General features: G+C 46.0%; 16 protein-coding genes and 1 tRNA gene. 10 read left to right on the top strand and 7 right to left on the bottom strand.

Annotated elements, in window-relative coordinates; translation table 11 throughout:
• Nucleotides 1–976: ABC transporter permease (locus V7Q33_RS05375; RefSeq protein ID WP_333819144.1), on the top strand; the 976-nt coding region annotated here is incomplete at its 5' end.
• Between the two features lie 262 nt (nt 977–1,238).
• Here the strand turns inward: V7Q33_RS05375 and V7Q33_RS05380 are convergent.
• The gene (locus tag V7Q33_RS05380) at nt 1,239–1,940 is read right to left on the bottom strand and encodes a metal-dependent transcriptional regulator (protein WP_331980559.1); all 702 of its coding nucleotides are present in this window, start codon (nt 1,938–1,940) and stop codon (nt 1,239–1,241) included.
• Between the two features lie 141 nt (nt 1,941–2,081).
• Between V7Q33_RS05380 and V7Q33_RS05385 the strand changes: the two genes are divergently transcribed.
• The 4 genes from V7Q33_RS05385 to hutI all read left to right on the top strand — a co-directional run bounded on the left by V7Q33_RS05385 (nt 2,082) and on the right by hutI (nt 9,772).
• Nucleotides 2,082–4,499 (top strand): TonB-dependent receptor, encoded by a 2,418-nt coding sequence (locus tag V7Q33_RS05385; RefSeq protein WP_333819198.1) that lies wholly within the window; start codon nt 2,082–2,084, stop codon nt 4,497–4,499.
• A 239-nt stretch (nt 4,500–4,738) separates the two neighbouring features.
• Nucleotides 4,739–7,237, top strand: coding sequence for a GAF domain-containing protein (locus V7Q33_RS05390; RefSeq protein WP_333819145.1), 2,499 nt, complete (start codon nt 4,739–4,741; stop codon nt 7,235–7,237).
• A 109-nt stretch (nt 7,238–7,346) separates the two neighbouring features.
• Nucleotides 7,347–8,423 carry a hypothetical protein gene (locus V7Q33_RS05395; protein WP_331980563.1) on the top strand — a complete coding sequence of 359 codons (1,077 nt, stop codon included), beginning with the start codon at nt 7,347–7,349 and terminating at the stop codon, nt 8,421–8,423.
• A 116-nt stretch (nt 8,424–8,539) separates the two neighbouring features.
• Nucleotides 8,540–9,772, top strand: a complete 1,233-nt coding sequence (gene hutI / locus V7Q33_RS05400; protein WP_331980565.1) for an imidazolonepropionase — start codon at nt 8,540–8,542, stop codon at nt 9,770–9,772.
• Between the two features lie 6 nt (nt 9,773–9,778).
• On the opposite strand, the gene V7Q33_RS05405 is transcribed toward hutI, so the two are convergent.
• Together V7Q33_RS05405 and V7Q33_RS05410 are read right to left on the bottom strand one after the other, a co-directional pair.
• The gene (locus tag V7Q33_RS05405; RefSeq protein ID WP_333819146.1) at nt 9,779–10,900 is read right to left on the bottom strand and encodes a hypothetical protein; all 1,122 of its coding nucleotides are present in this window, start codon (nt 10,898–10,900) and stop codon (nt 9,779–9,781) included.
• Nucleotides 10,897–11,529, bottom strand: coding sequence for an ABC transporter ATP-binding protein (locus tag V7Q33_RS05410; protein WP_331980569.1), 633 nt, complete (start codon nt 11,527–11,529; stop codon nt 10,897–10,899). Before V7Q33_RS05410 ends, V7Q33_RS05405 begins: the two co-directional genes overlap by 4 nt.
• A gap of 144 nt (nt 11,530–11,673) precedes the next feature.
• On the opposite strand from V7Q33_RS05410, the gene V7Q33_RS05415 reads away from it, so the two are divergent.
• Complete coding sequence (locus V7Q33_RS05415; protein WP_331980571.1) at nt 11,674–12,033, top strand: T9SS type A sorting domain-containing protein; 360 nt, start codon at nt 11,674–11,676, stop codon at nt 12,031–12,033.
• A gap of 37 nt (nt 12,034–12,070) precedes the next feature.
• Here V7Q33_RS05415 and V7Q33_RS05420 read toward each other — a convergent pair whose 3' ends face one another.
• The 3 genes from V7Q33_RS05420 to asnS form a co-directional block, all read right to left on the bottom strand.
• Entirely contained in the window at nt 12,071–13,102 is a 1,032-nt protein-coding gene (locus V7Q33_RS05420) for a threonine aldolase family protein (RefSeq protein WP_331980573.1), read from the bottom strand.
• A complete protein-coding gene (locus V7Q33_RS05425; protein ID WP_331980575.1) occupies nt 13,099–13,821 on the bottom strand; it encodes a DUF1003 domain-containing protein in 723 nt (240 codons plus the stop codon). The genes V7Q33_RS05420 and V7Q33_RS05425 overlap by 4 nt, the downstream gene beginning before the upstream one ends.
• 101 nt (nt 13,822–13,922) lie before the next feature.
• A complete protein-coding gene (gene asnS, locus V7Q33_RS05430; protein WP_333819147.1) occupies nt 13,923–15,356 on the bottom strand; it encodes an asparagine--tRNA ligase in 1,434 nt (477 codons plus the stop codon).
• Nucleotides 15,357–15,634: 278 nt separating this feature from the next.
• Between asnS and rpoN the strand changes: the two genes are divergently transcribed.
• The 3 genes from rpoN to V7Q33_RS05445 all read left to right on the top strand — a co-directional run bounded on the left by rpoN (nt 15,635) and on the right by V7Q33_RS05445 (nt 18,627).
• Nucleotides 15,635–17,089 carry an RNA polymerase factor sigma-54 gene (gene rpoN / locus V7Q33_RS05435; protein ID WP_331980579.1) on the top strand — a complete coding sequence of 485 codons (1,455 nt, stop codon included), beginning with the start codon at nt 15,635–15,637 and terminating at the stop codon, nt 17,087–17,089.
• Between the two features lie 47 nt (nt 17,090–17,136).
• Nucleotides 17,137–17,760 carry a hypothetical protein gene (locus V7Q33_RS05440; RefSeq protein ID WP_333819148.1) on the top strand — a complete coding sequence of 208 codons (624 nt, stop codon included), beginning with the start codon at nt 17,137–17,139 and terminating at the stop codon, nt 17,758–17,760.
• Between the two features lie 84 nt (nt 17,761–17,844).
• Nucleotides 17,845–18,627 (top strand): enoyl-CoA hydratase/isomerase family protein, encoded by a 783-nt coding sequence (locus V7Q33_RS05445; RefSeq protein WP_331980583.1) that lies wholly within the window; start codon nt 17,845–17,847, stop codon nt 18,625–18,627.
• 203 nt (nt 18,628–18,830) lie between these two features.
• Here V7Q33_RS05445 and V7Q33_RS05450 read toward each other — a convergent pair whose 3' ends face one another.
• Nucleotides 18,831–19,565, bottom strand: coding sequence for a hypothetical protein (locus tag V7Q33_RS05450; protein ID WP_331980585.1), 735 nt, complete (start codon nt 19,563–19,565; stop codon nt 18,831–18,833).
• 136 nt (nt 19,566–19,701) lie between these two features.
• On the opposite strand from V7Q33_RS05450, the gene V7Q33_RS05455 reads away from it, so the two are divergent.
• Nucleotides 19,702–19,778 (top strand) — tRNA-Arg (locus tag V7Q33_RS05455).
• The last annotated feature ends 280 nt before the right edge of the window (nt 19,779–20,058 follow it).

The following is a 20,058-nucleotide window of genomic DNA, read 5'->3' on the forward strand; positions in this document are numbered from 1 at the left end:
TCAGGAAGCCTTCAAAACATTTGGCGAAGAATTGCGCACTATCACAGCCGTGGAAGATGTTACCTATACCAACTCATTGCCGGGCAATCCCGGATGGTCGGGGCAGATCGCTTATCCGGAAGGGAAAACGGGCGATGATGCAATCTCCGTAGAGTATATGGCAGTGGATGATCACTATATACAGACATTGGGATTGGAGATGATTGCCGGTGAATCATTCAGTCGTGATCACGCTGCATTTTTAAAAGACGGATTGGTATTAAATGAAAAAGCAGTGGCTATGTTTGGCTGGTCGTCTCCACAGGAAGCCATTGGTAAAAAGATCACATCACCTTCGCGCTATCCGGAAGGCGAAGTGATTGGTGTGGTAAAGAATTATCACCAGTATGGATTACAACAAAACGTAGGCCCGATGGTGATGGATTATAATTCTGCCAATAGTTATCTCTATGGTATTCGTTTTAAAGCGGCCGATACAAAACAACTGATCGGGCAAACCGAGAACCTTTGGAAAAAGCATTTTCCTGGCTATGACTTTAACTACTTCTTTCTCGATCAGGATTTTGAACGGCAATATCAGGCTGAGCTGAAGCTGGTAAAAGTATTCGGATTATTCTCGCTGGTAACGATCATCATAGCCATGATCGGTTTACTGGGATTGGTATCGTTCATGGTACTGACACGCACCAAAGAGATTGGCGTAAGAAAGATACTGGGTGCCGATGTATGGCAGATTGCCCGATTGCTCTCGAAAGAGTTTTTGATGCTGGTAGTTGCCTCGAATGCGATTGCTATACCGCTGGCCTGGATCGGAGCGAATCAATGGCTGGAACATTTTGCCACACGCGTTACGGTGAGCCCGATGATATTTATGCTGGCATTCCTTACGCTGCTCATGACTACGTTGATCACCATCAGTTTCCAGACGCTCAAGGCGGCATCCGCGAATCCGGTCAATTCATTGCGCAGCGAATAACAAAGCACTTTTACCTATACTATACTATTCAATTACATCAAACTTTCACCGGTATAGCCGTGTTTGCGCTGGCGTTCTTTACCATGAGCCTTCAAACCGTGCGGGCAGCCCGCAGCAACCCGGTGGACTCGTTGCGAAATGAATAAAATATTGTGAGGAGAGTAGCAAAGAGGAGTGTAGTGATGCATTCCTCTTTTTTTATTTTAAATACAAGTCAGAGAGACAGGAAGTCAGGAAGAAGGAAAGTCGGAAGTAAACAAGGCTACCGCTTGCGTATGGGTTTGCGTGTTTTAGTATCTCCGCATTGGTTGCACACGATGATGATGTTCTCAGCGAACTTGGGGCTTACGCTCGATCTTTTTCCATTTACTTCTATATCGATCAAATCATCGTACGATTGCCGTGAGAGTATTTTTATATCGTTATTGATGCGCAGACCAACTTTATCTACATATTGAAGAAAAGCAGAGGAGTTATCTTTTACACCTACCATGCGGCAGTTGTGTCCTATTTCCTCTTCCAGTAATGTCTTTTTCGAGAGCACGATCATTTCGCCTTTGGCATTGGGAATTACATCGCCATGCGGATCGTATTTCGGAAAACCCAAAAACTTGTCAAGCTTATCGACGAGCTTTGCCGATTGAATATGCTCCAGTTGTTCGGCCACTTCGTGTACCTCGTCCCAGGTAAAATCCAGTTTCTCGTATAAGAATGTTTCCCACAGGCGATGCTTGCGGATCACCTCAATGCCGCGTTTCCGGCCTTCAGTGGTCAGCGAGATCTTGCCATACTTCTCATACATAACCAGCGACTTCTCCTTCAGCTTCTTCAGCATATCATTCGCGGTGGCTGGCTTTACCTGCAGCAACTGTGCCAGCTCATTCGTGCCTGCTTCCTTCGTCTCCTTTTCAAGCGTCAGCTTTAGCAGGGCTTTCAGATAATTTTCTTCGGTTAATGAGAGCATGCAGCAAAAATATGAAAATACATTCAAACTGATATTGTTAGGTCAATCTAACATTATTATTTTTGTAGCCTGAACTATAAAAGTATGGTATTGTTCTGTGTACGCAAAGGAATAATCGTTTTGGGGTGGTTGATGGTTTTTATGCCGGCGGGTTTTGCTCAGAAGGCTGCTTTATCCGGCAAAGTAATGTCAGAAGGAAAGGCTGTGGAGTTTGCCACTGTATTCCTGGCAAAGACTTCGTTTGGAAGTGCTACCGATAGCACCGGCCGTTACTCTGTCAAGAATATACCTCCGGGCACTTACCAGGTGCAGGTATCCTGCATCGGCTATCTGAAAGCAGAGAAGACCATCGTAGTGGATGGAGAGAATACCATCGTTGATTTTGAATTGAATGCAGATGGCACCACATTGAACGAAGTGGTTATCACAGGTGTAAGCCGTGCTACGCTGGTGCGTGAAAACCCGATTGCTATTATTGGTATATCGCCACGTGCGTTGGAGCAGGCAGCAGAAAGTAACATCATCGATGCCCTCTCCAAAAATGCTCCAGGTCTGGCTGTAGTGAAAACAGGTCCCAACATCTCCAAGCCTTTCATTCGTGGATTAGGTTATAACCGCGTACTTACACTCTACGATGGTATACGGCAGGAGGGGCAACAGTGGGGCGATGAGCACGGCATTGAAGTGGATGCCTATAATATGGAGCGTGCCGAAGTAATTAAAGGCCCATCCAGTCTTATGTATGGATCGGATGCGCTGGCCGGTGTGGTAAGTTTGTTTCCCTGTATTCCGGACGAGCAGGATGGAAAGATTCATGGCAAGTTTACATCCGAGTATCAAACGAATAATAACCTCATTGGCAACGGGCTGCAGGTAGGCTATAGTGACAAGCATTTTCTGGCGGCTCTTCGCGGGTCGTATCGCGTGGCCAAAAATTATCGTAATGCTGTAGACGGTCGTGTCTATAATACCAATTTCGATGAGAAGAATATATCGGCCTTGCTGGGCTATACCAACGACAAGGGATACTCGCACTTTAATGTTACTCTCTACGATAACCTGCAAGGTATACCCGATGGCAGTCGCGATTCGCTAAGCCGGAAATTTACCAGGCAGATATACGAAGGTCTTGCAGACCATGTAGCCAAGCGCCCTGTAGTATCGGATGACGAACTGAATTCATACAAGCTTTCGCCGCTGCATCAGCATATTCAACATTATCGTATGTATACGCATAATTTTTATGCGATAGGGAAGGGAGACATCGATTTTCAATTTGCCTTTCAGCAAAATCACAGAAGGGAATATAACCACCCCACAGCACCGCAGCAGGCAGGATTATACCTGCGGCTGAACACTTATAACTATGGCCTGCGCTACAACGCACCTGCCATTGCCAACATAGAAACCACTGCAGGTATTAATGGCATGGTGCAGAACAACAAGAGTAAAAACGCTACCGACTTCCCTATACCGGACTATAACCTGGTGGATGCCGGTATGTATGTACACTTCAAGTGGAAACATAAAGACTGGACACTGGGCGGTGGCGCGCGTTACGATGTTCGCGATGTGCGATGGAATGATTTTTATGTAGGCACCGATCCTGCTACAGGCTTCGGCCGGCATGTATCTATACCGGATACCGCTCATGCTGTTCTGCAATTTTCGAAATACCAGAAACGGCTGGGCGGTATATCGGCCAGCGCGGGTGTAACCTATCAGGTAAATCCACAAGTAAGTCTGAAAGCAAATATAGCACGGGGCTACCGCGCTCCGAATATTACAGAGATTGCTTCCAACGGACTTGATCCCGGGGCACACATTATATACCTCGGCAATCGTAACTTCGATCCCGAATTTTCGCTGCAGGAAGATATCGGTATAACAGCCCACTACAGCAACTTTTCAGGATCGTTGAGTGTATTCAACAATCATGTTACCAACTATATTTACCTGTCCCTGCTGGTAGATGCTGATAATAATCCTATTCGCGATACACAGGGAAACAAGACCTATCAATACGAGCAGTCTTCAGCACAACTGTATGGAACCGAAGCAACATTCTCGTTACATCCTGAAAAAATAAAAGGCTTTCGTTGGGATAACAGCCTGGCGCTTGTCTATGGGTTTAACCGGAAGTCAGAATATAAAAATGACAAGCAAAATGGTGAATACCTGCCGTTGATACCACCGGTAAAATTTGTAACAGACGTGTCGCAAAAGATGACCGTTCGTTCAAAATATATTACAAGCCTTACCGCGCGGATGGAGACAGAACTTACCGCAGCACAGAACCGATACCTGGGTATTAATAACACCGAGACAAGAACACCCGGCTATGCTGTTCTTAACGTTGGCGTCTCGGCAGATATATCGTATTGCAGGAGCAACACCGCCCAACTGCAAGTGCAGGTAAACAACCTGCTGAACGAAGTATATCAGTCTAACCTGAGCAGGCTCAAGTACTTTGAGTATTACAGCCAGACGCCCAACGGTCGCTCCGGCATCTATAATATGGGTCGCAATATTTGTATGAAACTGGTTTTGCCGTTGTAAGAGCGTTTTGTGATCATCACCGATTCCTGCCGTTTGTAATCATTGCTTGTTCTTTACTTCCCCACGGCGTTGGTCTTTTATATTTTCAACAGGTATTCTCCTGTGTGCGAGTTTCTTTCGCGGGCAATCTTTTTCAAAACATTCTATTTCGATTGAAACCATACAATCCTTTTTCTTTTTCACGGTCATATTGCTAACTTTTCACCCTAAGCTCTACTTGCTAAACTTATTTTGACTGCATGAAAAACCGTGCCCTGAAATTCACGATCGCCTTTGGAATTATCGGACTGATCATCGCCATTCTTATTTCGTATGTTGAACGCAGCACAGTCAGTACATATCAGAATAACCTTCCCTATATAGCACTGGGAGATAACATCAAGAACCGTGTAACACAAGGGCACTTGTGGTTTGAAGAGCTGATGACCGGTGATGCTACACTCAATTATGAGCGCGACATTTTGCCGCTGTTCAACACTTCCAGAGATATATTGCAAACTGCGTATGATGGAAAAGAGAATGAACTCGGCAAATTCAAAAGCGATATTGATGAAGAAACAAAAGCTATTCTGAAAGAATCCATCATCAGCCTCGACCGGTTGGCCGAATCAGCACAAGAGCGCTGGAAATTCAAGCAGCAGGAGTTGAAAACACAGCCGAAGCGCGACAGCACGGGTGCCATTATTTCTACCGGCTCAACAGAACAAGCCGGAAGCCAGCTCGACCAGAAGTTCGATGCCAGCTATGAAGCATTCCAGAAGAAAATGGATCAGCTGATCAACCACATCGATATAAATGTAAAAGCCGATGCCTCTTATATAAATCTGTTGTCGTGGTTATCCATTGCGTTGGTTATAACAGCGTTTGCAGTACTTTGTGTGATATTATACCGCCTGCAAAGCAGTAGCGACAGCCTCGTAAAAGAAAACAGCAAAAGGCTGGAAGCACAAAACAAAGATGTTAATTCACTCACCGGCTTTGTAGAATCTATATCGGCGGGTAACTATGACGTTGAGCTGCAAGAGCTGGCCGATGCAGGCCTTGGCGAAACGCTTCTCAATATGCGCAACAAACTGCGCAACAATGCCGAAGAAGACCGCAGACGCAACTGGTCCACTACTGGTCTGGCACAAATAGGGGAGATACTGCGCACATCAACTTCTTCTACGGAAGAACTCTTTGATAACATCATCAAATTTGTTGTAAAATATACCAGGAGCAACCAGGGAGGTTTGTTCGTGCTGAACGAAGAGACTGAAGGTGACCATTTTCTGGAGCTCGTAGCCTGCTATGCCTTTGAGCGCAAGAAGTTCCTGAAAAAGAGAGTGGCTATTGGCGAAGGCCTGGTAGGTCAAACCTACATGGAAGGTGCACGCATCTATTTGGTAGAGGTGCCGCAGGAATATATATCCATAACCTCTGGTTTGGGAGGTTCTAACCCCAATGCACTCTTGCTGGTGCCACTGAAAGTAAACGAGCGCACCTATGGTGTAATTGAGCTCGCGACCTTCGGGCAATACCAGGAATTTGAAATAGACCTTGTTGAAAAACTGGCAGAAAGTATAGCGTCTACCATATCTACTGTGCGGGCTAATGAGAGCACGCGCGTTCTGCTGGAGCGTACTCAGCAGCAGGCCGAAGAGATGCGCGCGCAGGAAGAGGAGATGCGCCAGAACATGGAAGAGCTGGAGGCCACACAAGAAGAAATGCGCCGCAAGGAAAAGCATATCCAGAACATGCTTGATGGCGAAAAGCAGCGCAACGAGATCAGCCAGAAAAATCGTAAAGTTTTAATGGAGCTTACCAAGAACCGTGATGTGCAATCTGGTAACTGGAATGCAGCGCTGGAGAAAATTACTTCCACTATTTGTCAGCAACTTCATGTATCGCGATGCAGCGTATGGTCGCTCAACAACCTGCGCAATAAGCTGACCAGTGAAAAATTATATAAGCTCCGGGATAAATCATTTGAGTCAGGCGCCGAGCTGATGGCAAAAGATTACCCCGACTTTTTTGAAACTCTTACACGCGAAGACATTATTATAGCAAACGATGCGCTGACCCATGCAGCGACTCGCGAGTTTACTGAGAACTATTTTAACCCGCAGGATATACGTTCGTTACTGGGTGTACCCTTCTTCAATGAAGGTCGTATTGCCGGGGTGATTAACTGCGAGCATCAGCATGAACAAAAGCAATGGACAGAAGAAGATATAGAGTTCCTCAAGTCATGTGCTGATCTGGTAACAGTAGCTTACAATACCATGAAGATCAACTCGATGATCGATAGCCTCAACGATGCACAGGAAACGCTGCAAACGATCATTGATAATATACCACGCGCTGTATTCTGGAAAGACAGGGAACTGCGCTTCCAGGGGTGTAACCGGATCTTTGCCAACGTAGCAGGTCTCAAGTCACACAAAGAACTTGTAGGGCATACCGATTTTGATATGCCGTGGAGGGAACATGCCGAAGCCTATCGCGCCGATGACATGGCAGTGATGAACAGCCGCAAGGCGCGCCTCAACCTGGAAGAGAAGAATGTGAACAGCAATGGTGATGTATCGTGGGTACTCACCAGCAAAGTGCCGATAATGAATCAGCACGGAGAAGTAGTCGCAGTATTGGGTATGTTTGAAGATATTACCGAACGGAAAATGAAGGAAGCCGATATCGAAAGCAAGCTGAAAGAACTGGAGCAACTCAAAAAGATGCTCGAAAGTCGTTCAAATTGATTATTTTTTCAGGAAAGTATTACATCTGCCGGCACCGGAGTATACAGGTAAAACAATTTTTAGCCTGACTTTTACTATTTTTACTGATTATTACTCAACTACCCGTAATATGAACCATCGCTTTCTCATTTTTATGGCTGCGTGCATGACGCTTAGCGTCTCCCTTTTTGCGCAGGGCGAACGTAAGGATAAAACGGCCGTTACCTACGAAGAAATATATGACGAGCCGTATTCGGTCAACAAGCTTTTTGTTGGACTTATGCCACTATACGGCGAATTGTTTGCTACCAACGTGAATGCAGGGTTTGGGGCAGAAGCAGTTTACTATCATAAAGACAAGATGGATTTCCGGGTGCAGTTCCGGAAAACCTATAGCCAGCAGTTTTTCGATTTCTCGCGCGACCTGGCCAGCAAGCAAAGCAGCGTAGACAATCGTGCTGAAGTTTTTAACTATTACGAGTTTGGACTTACGTACCATATCAAAGATTTTGAGGAAAGCTCCAAAACCAAAATGTTCCTCTACAAGAAAAGCTATAAGGGGGATAAATGGGCAGCCCGCGTACCCCTGAGTGCTGATGTACCCTGCAAAGTGCGCAAGATATATGGTGTGCGTTTAGGCGGTATAATCTGGGATAGCTCCACGGATGTTGCCCGTGCCCTCAGCGCCCAGAAAATGAATAACAACGTGTTGGTTACAGCGGAAGGTAAACCACTGCCGCTGCAAGAGTATAATACTTCGGGCAAACTCGTAAATGTACATCCGTTTACCAACATCGCATCCAAAGGCCTTTACCTGGGCGGTTCTATGAGCTGGATCAAAAACGTAGCCGTGAACTTCGATAAATTTGAAGAAGGTATAGATGACCTGATGATCACTGCGTATGCCGATATACTTTTTGCACCTTCGCTTACGCTGGATGATATAATATATACGAATAAAGATTCTTTCGGAGCCGCTATTGCCGGCTCAACGGCTACGTATTCAATTGATCCACTAAAGACCAAGAAGCTCGGGTTCCGCCTCGGCTTGGATGGTCGCTTCAACCGTCAGTTTGGTTGGTCGTATGGTGCAGAGGTAGGATATCGCCCCGCACTGGAGAAGAGAACGTTCTATGCGTTGCTCAAGATCTGCTTCCCTGTATTCGGTACCAACCTCGATTACAAGGTTGAGTCGTTCGGAAAATAATTAACGTGTTTTTCATTGATAGGTGTGTACGTGTTTACGTGCGCCTTTACAGCCTATATCTCCATGTAATCCCGTGTCTGCTTTGATTATTGTGGAGACGTGCGTTACTTCGGGTCATGGCAGATATATTGATCCGGAATATCAAGGGGTTGGTGCAGGTACGTGCAGCCGGTATAGATCGTGTGGCCGGAAAGGCTATGAGCGAGTTGCCGGTATTGGAGAATGCTTATCTGCACCTTAACAACGGCGTGATACAGGCGTATGGTCGCATGGAAGAGCTGCCAGTTATACATGCTTCTGAAGAGATTGATGCCACCGGCCGATATGTATTCCCTTCTTTTGTTGATTCGCATACCCACCTCGTTTTTGCCGCCAGCCGCGAAGAAGAATTTGTGATGAAGATCAAAGGCGCTTCGTATGCCGAGATTGCCGCGAAGGGCGGAGGTATACTGAACTCTGCACGCAAACTTCAGCAAACCTCAGACGATGAACTATATGAGCGCGCCCTGCTTCGCGCCAACGAGATCATGGCTACCGGTACTGGTGCTGTTGAAATCAAGAGCGGCTACGGACTCACTACACGCGATGAACTCCGCATGCTTCGCATTGCCAGACGCATCGGGAATGAAACTCCGCTTACTGTAAAGACTACATTTCTGGGAGCACACGCAATACCTGCCGGTATAATACAGTCGGATTATATAAAACTCATCATCGATGAAATGATACCGGCTGTAGCTGCCGAAAAGCTGGCCGACTATATCGATGTGTTTTGTGAACAGGGTTTCTTTACAATGGATGAAACGGAACGCATTGTAGAAACAGGCAAGCAGTTTGGTATGAAGCCGCGCATACATGCCAATCAATTGCATCGCTCCGGAGGTGTACAGGTAGGTGTTAAAACAGGTGCTCTTAGTGTTGATCATCTTGAAAATATAGGAGTTGAAGAAATAGAAGCACTGAAGAACAGCACCGTAATGCCAACGGCTCTCCCAGGCGCAGCATTCTTTCTGGGATTGCCATTTCCTCCCGCACGTCAACTGATTGAAGCGGCATTACCGTTAGCAATAGCCTCCGACTATAACCCGGGCTCTGCACCCAGTGGCAATATGCCGCTGATGGTATCGCTTGCCTGTATAAAAATGAAAATGACTCCCGAAGAAGCGATCAATGCAGCTACCCTAAACACAGCAGCAGCACTCGAGCTGCAGCATACGCATGGAAGCATCACACCCGGCAAGGTTGCCAATGTATACATCACAACTCCTATGTCGGGTATAGCCTATATGCCGTACGCGTTTGGCAGTCGGGTGATCGATCGCGTAATCCTCAAAGGCAAAATAATATAGTATAGATCAGCGATCATGATTTATTGGATCGCTGATGTACTCAAACCGATAGAACATACGTCTCCACTGGTATAATCCTGCTGCTGAAAGCACAACGATAAATACCGGGAGCGGTATAGAGAACAGAATTAACGCAATCAACGCCATCGCTGTGAAAAATATTCGCTGATTCCAGTGTTCCAGTTTGCGGTCTTTTACATACAACGAGCCAGAGATGAATATAATCACTGAAAAAAGTAGCAGTATACTCTCAGGTAATACAGTTGCCGGAAGATTTTCAGGAAAGTAAGTAATGAGTAAACCGCATTCCGGAAGCATTAGTGGCGATAGTGTGCCGAGCGTGTAGAGCACCCGCTGCGAAAACTTTAGCGGCAATTGCCGTAACACAGGAAAGTGAAAATTCTCAAAGCGGTGCAACTCCATCAGCAGTGGAAAATGGGCGGTAGCTGAAATAACAACTCCCATAGCAAGCAACCGATGGTCGTATGGCTCATCGCTATAGAGATAGCATACCGTTAATACTATAGCGATGCTAAAAGCTTTGAAGCCAATCAGCGGCAAGGGTTGTCGTTGTAAAATCCATTCGGTAAAGAAGATGGTATAAGGCTTGTGAAAGGTTCGATCGAACCATCGTTTTACAGGATGTACTTTCCTTTCAAGATCAGGTTGCTGAAGCGACCGATGCAGGCGCCAGGTAGCCCATACTATCAATGCTGCCAGCATAATCACAATCACTGCAGCCGATAGCATCAAATCAAGTTGCAAAGCGATCATAACCAGAAATATACCATACACAATAGCAGGCATAAGCTGATTAATGAGTGTTATGAGCAACGCGCTATGCTGATCGATTTTGGGCAGCAGAATGAACGTGTAGAGAAATTCATTTTCGCTGCGTTTCAATGCTTCACTGTTAAAAGCGATCACTTTCAATGTATAGATGAGCCAGACTGCAAAAGGTATTGATAAAAGTAAAGGGTTGCTGGTAAAGAGTTCGGCAAGTGCTATATGATCGGAGCCACGCAGAAAGCCCGCAGCCAGTCCTGTTACCAGCAAAAAGAAACTGGCATTGTGCCGGTAAAACTCACGCGTGAAAACGGCATGGAATATCGATCGCTCCGGTTTCATACTGGCATCAGGCTTTGATTTTGAATGCTATATGCAGCCGTTACAGGAAGTATATCCTGCTCCAGCAGTTGATGAGACGATATCAGGAACGTTACCTGCTCTTCGGTAATGCGTTGCTGCACATGCCGGAGCAAGATGGTACGTGCCGCTTCATCTAACGTGATGAGAGGCTCATCGAGAATGATGAGTTGTGGTTTGCCCAGGAACGCCAGTGCAACAGAGACTTTCTTCAACATACCACTTGAATGGGTCTCAAACGGCTGATTAATATACAAGTCGATACCAAAGGCACGAATAAGATTTTGCTGCTGATCCGGCGTTGCATCTTTCGCTTTGCCTATAAAACGGAATAGATCTTTGGGGGTAAGAAAGCCCGGATAGAGCGGCTCGGCTTCACTATAGTTAACTCGTTTACGGTACACCACCGGATGTTGCCGGAGGTCTGTGCCGTCATCAAAACGCACCGTGCCACCACAGGGATGAAGTCCTGCCAGCGCTTTAAAAAATGTAGTCTTGCCTGAGCCATTCTGTCCTTTTATCCAGTAAGCGCCTGCTTCAAACCGGACTACCGAAAAAGCCAGAACAAGCCTGTCGCCATATTTTTTAGAGAAGTTTTCAATGGTCAGCATCTAAATTGTGTTAAGCAGTGAAAATATTTTTGACGTTTGTCTAAACTTTTGGGGGGTTGGCCGCATCTAAGGTGTAAGAATCTGTTTTTTAGATCAACTTTGGTTTAATATTTGTCGTAGATATAGAAAATATAATTACAGGATATGCGTTTTGCGAGATTAGTATTTGTGATGATCGCTGCAGTAGCCGCCGGTTCGGTGCTTGCTCAGGAGCGCGAACAGACATCTATACAGACTGAACATGTAGATATTGCCAAGTCTATCCATATATTCCCGAATCCTGCCGTAGAATTTGTACATGTGCGCATCGAGCAATTCAAGGCACAGGATATCCGTCTTACTTTACACAACATTATCGGTAACGAAATGGCTGCCGAAACTGAAATCGTGGATGAACACGAGCTTCGAGTACGCGTAAAAGACCTGGCTTCCGGTTACTACCTGTTGGCTATGCGCGACAAAGACTCAAAGTTCAACAGCACATTCAAGTTCGTTAAGAAATAACTGCGATTCTATCGACTGTATATACTTTCCCTGATTCTTACGGATTTTTCTTCAATAGCCCACGCAACGTGTGCCCGAAGTTCTTAATCTCGTCTTCCGTTGTGTCGAACGAGCACATCAGTCGTACTTCATGGGTACGCTCATTCCACACATAGAAATAGTGTTCCTGCTGTAGCGCAGAGGTAATGGTGGGCGGCAGTATGGCAAAGATGCCATTCGCGTATACCGGCTGCGTTATCTCGATTCCCGAGCTTCTTAATTCCTGTTCCAGTAACCTGGCCATGCGGTTGCAGTGCTCTGCATTTCGCTTCCACAGGTCGTTGGAAAGCAACGCTTCAAACTGTGCCCCGATAAAGCGCATCTTCGAGTGAAGCTGCATGCCCTGCTTGCGTATGTACTTAAAGTATTTGGCAGGCTCCGGATTAAAGAAGATCACTGCTTCTCCGAACATCATACCATTCTTGGTGCCGCCAAAGGAAAGTACGTCCACACCAGCATCGCGCGTAAAGGCTGCAAAATCCTTCGCCAGGCTTACCGCTGCATTTGCGATTCGCGAACCATCCATGTGAAAATATAGCTTATGCTTCCTGGCAACCGCTGCTATCGCTTTTATTTCATCCACGCTATATACTGTTCCATATTCAGTGGATTGCGAAATGGAGATAACACCCGCTTGCGGATGATGCTGGTCATCAACACGCTGTATCTTGCTCTCAATTTCGTGCGGGTATATTTTGCCATCCTTCGTAGGGATTGTCACCAGCTTGCAGCCGAGAAACTTTTCCGGTGCCGTAGATTCATCTACGTTGATGTGCGCCAGGTCTGAGCAGATAATGGAATGAAAAGAGCGCGTCAACGAACTAAGTCCGAGTACGTTAGCACCGGTGCCGTTGTAAGCGAAATATACTTCTATATCATTTCCGAAGAACGTCTTGAACTTGGCAATCGCACGCCCGGTATATTCGTCAGCACCATACGCTGCAGCATGGCCTGTGTTTGCGCGCAGCAGTGCTTCCATTACTTCAGGATGTACGCCAGAGTAATTATCGCTGGCAAAAGTCTTCTTCATGCGTGTCTGTCTTTGCTTTTGTTATTGAGCTTGTCGAGTATATCGTCCATCAAATCCATTTGAAGTTGCTGGATCTCCATCAGTCGCTGATTCTGCTGCAAGAGTAAATGATCGATTTTCTCATGGAGGAGCCTGATCTCGAGCTCGGCTTTAAGATTTACTTTATAGTCATGTTCAGACCGCATACGGTCCTTTGCCTCCTGCCGGTTCTGACTCATCATAATAATAGGCGCTTGAATAGCTGCGAGGCAGGAGAGTATAAGATTGAGGAGGATGAAGGGATATGGATCGAATGGCCGGTTGGTGAGTACAAAAACATTTATGGCCATCCACAGCAGTAAAAATGAAAAGAAAACGATGATGAAAGTCCAGCTACCGCCAAATGTTGCTATGCGGTCGGCCAGACGGTCGCCAACACTCAACTTGCTGTCGATGGTTGGTTCGATGTTGCTGACGAGCAATTCATTTTCGTTTACACTTTTCAATACATCCTGCTCCAACTTCGACAATTCTTTTCCTTCGGAGGTAAGAAGATGTTCCATGAACTTCTTCCGATACTTCATCAGCTCATCGAGCGAGATATAGGAGTTGGGAGTAAATCCGCTGTGCTCAGATTGAATGAGCTGAAGTATACCCGGGCGAATTTGCTCGCCCTTTACAGCCTGGGAAGGATGAAGATCCTTTTTGGTGATGTCGCACTTTACCTTTTGCGTTGCCATAGCGCTCCGAAATTTAGAAGTAATTCCAGGGAATATCCTGGGGCTACAGGTAAAGGAAGCGCCATTCGTGTAAATTATAGCACGATGGCGCCCGATATATTTTAAAACTCAGCATTTCCCGGATAGCGCGGGTATGCAATCACATCGCGGATGTTGGTCATGCCGGTAACAAACAGGATGAGACGCTCAAAACCAAGCCCGAAACCTGCGTGAGGCGCCGATCCGAATTTGCGCAGATCGAGATACCACCACAGGTCTTTTTCAGGTAAATGCAATTCATTTACACGCTTCAGTATACGCTCGTACCGCTCTTCGCGCTGCGAGCCACCAATAATCTCGCCGATGCCCGGGAACAGCACATCCATGGCCGCTACTGTTTTATCGTCATCATTCTGGCGCATGTAAAATGCCTTGATGTCTTTCGGATAATTATACAGAATTACCGGCTTCTTGAAATGTTTCTCCACCAGGTAACGCTCGTGCTCCGATTGCAGGTCTACACCCCATTCTTCCACCAGGTATTGAAACTTCTTTTTCTTGTTCGGGTTGGAGTTCTTCAGTATATCAATTGCCTCCGTATAGGATAACCGTTGAAAATCATTGTCTGCTACAAACTTCAGGCGATCAATCAGGCCCAGTTCGCTGCGTTGCTCCTGTGGTTTGGCCTGTTCTTCTTCCTGCGCGCGCTTGTTAAGAAACTCGAGGTCTTCCATGCAGTTCTCCAGCGCATAGCGCACCAGGTATTGCAGAAACTCCTGCGCCAGTTGCATATTATCGTTGATGTCGTAGAAAGCCATCTCCGGCTCAATCATCCAGAACTCAGCAAGGTGACGTGCCGTATTGGAGTTCTCAGCACGGAATGTAGGACCGAATGTATATATATCACCCAATGCCAGTGCATAGGTTTCGCCTTCAAGCTGTCCGGATACCGTGAGGTTTGTTTCGCGTCCGAAGAAATCCTGTTTAAAATCTACGGATCCATCTTCCGCGCGTGGAGGCTTGTTGGCATCCAGTGTAGTAACGCGGAACATGGCTCCGGCACCTTCCGCATCCGAACCGGTAATGATTGGTGTATGGATGTAAAAGAATCCACGGTCGTTAAAGAATTTATGCACGGCAAAAGCCATCGCATGTCGCACGCGCATTACGGCGCTAAACGTGTTGGTGCGTGAACGCAGGTGCGCGATCTCGCGGAGAAACTCCAGCGAGTGGCGCTTGGGTTGTAACGGAAATTTTTCAGGATCGCTATCGCCCAGTATATCCAGCAACTTTACTTTTACTTCAACGGCTTGTCCTTTGGCAGGAGAGGGAATCAGCTCACCGGTAACCGATATACAGGCACCGGTTGTAATGCGTTTCATCGTTTCATCATCGATCGAATTCAACTCCACTACGGCCTGTAAATTATTGATCGTAGAACCATCGTTGAGGGATATAAACTGATTGTTGCGTACGGTTCTTACCCAGCCTTTTACGGTAACTGTTTGACCTTCAGGTTTTGTCTCGAGGAGTTCTTTGATCTTGATGCGTTTCATGGAATGTTAAATTTTATCCGTTAACCGTTATTCGTTACACGTTATCCGTTATCAGTGTCGGATAACCTGTTAACGGATAACGAATAACGGTCACAAGGGACGCAAAAAACGTGAAAACTTGCCAGTTTTGAAAGAAGGTATACGTCAGAACGGGTATACAATACGTCATTTCTGCCAGATATTGGCGAGGTCGAAGCGGTGAATACTAACTACAGACTGGACTATTTTTCTAAATTTGCATAGTCTTTGATCAGTCGATCTAAAACTAGGATTTTTTAATGCAGAAACTCGGATTAAGTCAGTCGTTACAACAAAAGCTATCGCCTCAGCAGATACAGTTCATCAAGCTGTTGCAGGTACCTACAGCCGAGCTGGAAACCAGGATCGAAGAGGAACTGGAGATCAATCCTGCATTGGAAGAAGGAGAAGGTGAAGAGTCTGAGCGCACAGAAGATAACCAGGAAGAGCAGGATTACCAGGAAAGCTCCGGAAGCGAAGAAGAGGTAGACATTAAAGATTACCTGCGCGATGACGATTACAGCGGTTATAAAATGCAGGGTGATGGCGATGACGAAGATGATCGCGATATGCCGCTACCCATGTCTACCTCGTTGCATGAGCAACTGATGGATCAACTGGATTTTCTCGGCCTCGATGACAAGCTTTATACCATTGGCAAGCAACTGGTGGGAAGTATAGAGGGCGATGGCTACATACGCCGCGACCTCGAAGCAATTGTAAACGATCTTGCCTTTTCACAGGGTGTGGAGGCTACGGTTGATGAAGTGGAGGCTGTACTGAAAAAGATACAGACTTTTGATCCGCCCGGTATAGCTGCACGCAATTTACAGGAGTGCCTGTTACTACAGCTCGAACGCATGGACAACGGCCATGATATAGATGTAGCGGTTGCGAAGAAGATCATCACCGAATGCTACGATGAATTTACCAAGAAGCACTACCAGAAGATACAGAAGAAACTGGAAACGGAAGACGAAGAGTTTGTTCGCGATGCAGTAGACCTGATTGTGAAGCTGAACCCCAAACCCGGTGGCAGCAGCGCACCTTCTATGGTAAAGAACCAGTATATCATTCCGGATTTTATACTCACCAACAACAATGGTAAACTTGAACTTGCACTGAACTCGCGCAATGCTCCCGAGCTGCGCATCAGTCGCTCGTATACCGAAATGTTCAAGGCTTATGACAAGAGCGATAAGAAAGACAAAAAACTGAAGGAAGCGGTTTCGTTCGTAAAGCAGAAGCTCGATGCGGCCAAGTGGTTTATTGATGCCATCAAGCAGCGCCAGCAAACATTGCTGAGGACGATGCGTGCCATCGTTGATTTTCAATACGACTTCTTCCTGGAAGGCGATGAGACCAAGCTGAAGCCGATGATCCTGAAAGATATAGCCGGCATGATCGGTATGGATATATCAACTGTATCGCGTGTGGCGAGCAGTAAGGCAGTGCAGACTGATTTCGGAATTTACCCACTCAAGTATTTCTTTTCCGAAGGTATATCTACCGACTCGGGTGAGGAAGTGAGCAGCCGTGAAGTAAAACAGATCATCAAAGATATTATTGAAGCGGAAGACAAGAACAAACCACTGTCTGACGATAAGCTTGAAAAGATTCTCAATGATAAAGGGTATAACATTGCCCGTAGAACGGTTGCCAAATACAGGGAGCAACTCAATATACCCGTTGCGCGACTTCGTAAAGAATTATAACCGATGTCGGGATCGATCTTTCATTCAACTCTAAATCCATTAATCGCGTGAATTTCCTGGCGAAAGTAATTTCTTATCTGTTCCATCCGTTGCTGATGGTAACCTATATGTTTTCTCTGTTCGCTCTTTACTTTCCCGTTGGGCTCGATCCGCTCAAACTTGATTCCCGCTGGACGTTTATCATGATTATGTTCGGCTTTACATTTTTGTTGCCGGCTATAAATATAGCGATGCTCAAATTGTTCGGCTCGATCAGAAGCGTAACCCTTGTAAACCGCCGGGAACGCATTCTGCCGTTTATCTTCATTGCTATACTCTATGTGGTGATTACATACCTGCTCTACACCAAAACTGGTGTAAGCCTAGGCGATAACCTCTTCAAATTCCTGATTATTGCAGATGCCCTGGTGGTGATCGCTGCGATTGCTACGCTGTTCTATAAAGTAAGCATCCATAGCCTGGCAGCCTGGGGATTTATCGGCATTATTATACCGCTCAACAGTTTGTCTGAAACCGGTGCACTGTTTTACCCATCGTTGATCGCCATTGTAATTACCGGGTTGGTAATGTCGTCACGATTGCAATTGCAGGTACATTCAGCACGTGAGGTAATGATTGGCGGCATCCTCGGTCTTGCCACCAGCTTCGTGGGCATGGTGGTTTTGTTTTAAAGTGCTTATCTTAAGCTTTCAAAAGGCGGGTTAGTATACGTCACGTTCGTGTGAAGTATCTGTTATATTCTTATCCATTTGCTTATGAGCTATACATGTATTGACTATACTTTGCAGGATGGGGTTGCTACCATTACCCTGAACCGTCCTGACGTTTACAATGCCCTGAACGATGAGATTACATACGAGCTGCAGGATGCCCTGAAAGCTGTAGCGAAAGATGATGCCGTTCGCGTAGTCGTGATTACCGGGGCCGGTAAAGCTTTTTGTTCCGGTCAGGATTTGAAGGCAGCCTCCGGAGCAGAGAAACGGTCGTTTATCGACTCGTTGCACAAGCGCTATAATCCCATCATCCGCGCCATGCGAAATTTACCAAAGCCTATTGTCGGCCGACTCAACGGTGTGGCTGCGGGTGCAGGGTGTTCACTGGCATTGGCATGCGATATAGTGGTGGCCTCGGAAGAAGCTACGTTGATTGAAGTGTTCATTAATATCGGGTTGGTGCCCGACTCGGGTTCTTCTTATTTCCTTCCTCGGCTTACGGGCTTGGCAAAAGCATTTGAGCTTTGCAGCATGGGCAGCCGCGTAAAAGCAAGTGAAGCACTTCAACTCGGACTGGTAAATAAAGTAGTTCCGGCCGGTCAGCTTGATGCTACAGTTAAAGAGTATACCGATTACTATGCCTCAGCACCTACAAAATCCATTGGGCTAATAAAGAAGATGTTGCAGAAAGCATCCACGGCATCGTTAGACGAAATGCTGGAGTATGAAGCCTATTGCCAGGAGATAGCGGGCAATACAGAAGATTATCGGGAGGGGGTAAAAGCTTTCCTCGAAAAACGAAAGCCTGTATTTAAAGGGAAGTGAAAAATCTCCCACAGAATTACACAGAAAAAATACAAGTCAGGAAGACGAAAAAATCCGAAAGTATCTTTGTGAAACTTTGAATCTTCTTTGTGATCCTTTGTGTAATTGGATTTAAAATCAATCTCCTACAGATGTCACGGAATTACACAGAAGAATACAAACCTATATTCTGTGCAATTCCATGAGTTAAGTGGGAATATTTTTTAGAAACTAGCCAGGGAAATTCCGACAGTAACCGTGTTGAAGTCCTTTACCTGGCTGTCTTGTGTAGGGCCTTTGCCATTCTTGAACAGATTGGTCAGGTTATAATATCCGAACACACTAAAGTTACCAACGCCTACTTTCAGGTAAGCTCCGTATCGGAATTTAGTCAGGTTGAAATCCTGTTTATCTTTCAGCTTCTTCGTTTCACCGTTCTCAGTATATTTTATTTTGGTGAATGAGTCGAAAAGATACCCTACACGACCACCCACAGAAGCCTTGAAGCTGCGTGCAGGATCGTCAGGGTTGGAGCGGAAGCATATCTCTACCGGCACTTCAAAGTAATTGGTAATGAGCTGCGACTTCTTGGTTCCATCGCGGCCCGCCTGCGCAGGCGATACCATAATTAGTGTACTTCCGCTGTAGTCTAAAGTATATTTGTTAGTGAACTTAAAGCGTTCAAAGCTGAAGCCAACGCCGGGCACAAAACTGAAATTCGATTTCAGAATACGCATTTCATATTGGTAGTAAACATTCAGAGTACGGGATCCCCAGAAGCCAGTCTTAAAATTGCTGGGAGCCCCCGAAGCGCGGTTCACACCTACCTCCAGCACAAAAGTCCCCGGAATGTCGGGTCTGCCGGTTCTTTTTTTGGTAGTTGTTGTTGTGGATGTTTCCTGTGCAAAGGCAGGAATCAATAAAACTGATAAAATTAATAGAGCCGCGAATTTTCTCATGTTAGCCTGTCTGTCAGTAAAATAAAGGTTCAAAAATAGCTTTTTTGTTGGCAGAGCCAAACGTTGTGTTTTGTGAAGTGAATTTATTCTTTACATTTGCAGTCCCAAATTCACAGCCGCTCACGCGGAATGAACCGCACTCGTAGCTCAATTGAATAGAGCATCTGACTACGGATCAGAAGGTTCGGGGTTTGAATCCCTGCGAGTGCACCATAAAAGACCGGAGATAATTCTTTGGTCTTTTTTATTTACTCAAGCCTTCAAGTCCCTATAGCTCATCTTGTCATAGAGCACCCCGATTACTATCGGGGAGGTTCGGGGTTTTCCCGACTATTGTCGGGACTGCGAGTTCACCATGAAAGACCGGAGATAATTCTTTGGTCTTTTTTATTTACTCAAGCCTTCAAGTCCCTATAGCTCATCTTGTCATAGAGCACCCCGATTACTATCGGGGAGGTTCGGGGTTTTCCCGACTATTGTCGGGACTGCGAGT

This window comes from Ohtaekwangia sp. (genome assembly GCF_036786105.1).
In the GTDB taxonomy this organism is placed as follows: domain Bacteria; phylum Bacteroidota; class Bacteroidia; order Cytophagales; family Cyclobacteriaceae; genus Ohtaekwangia.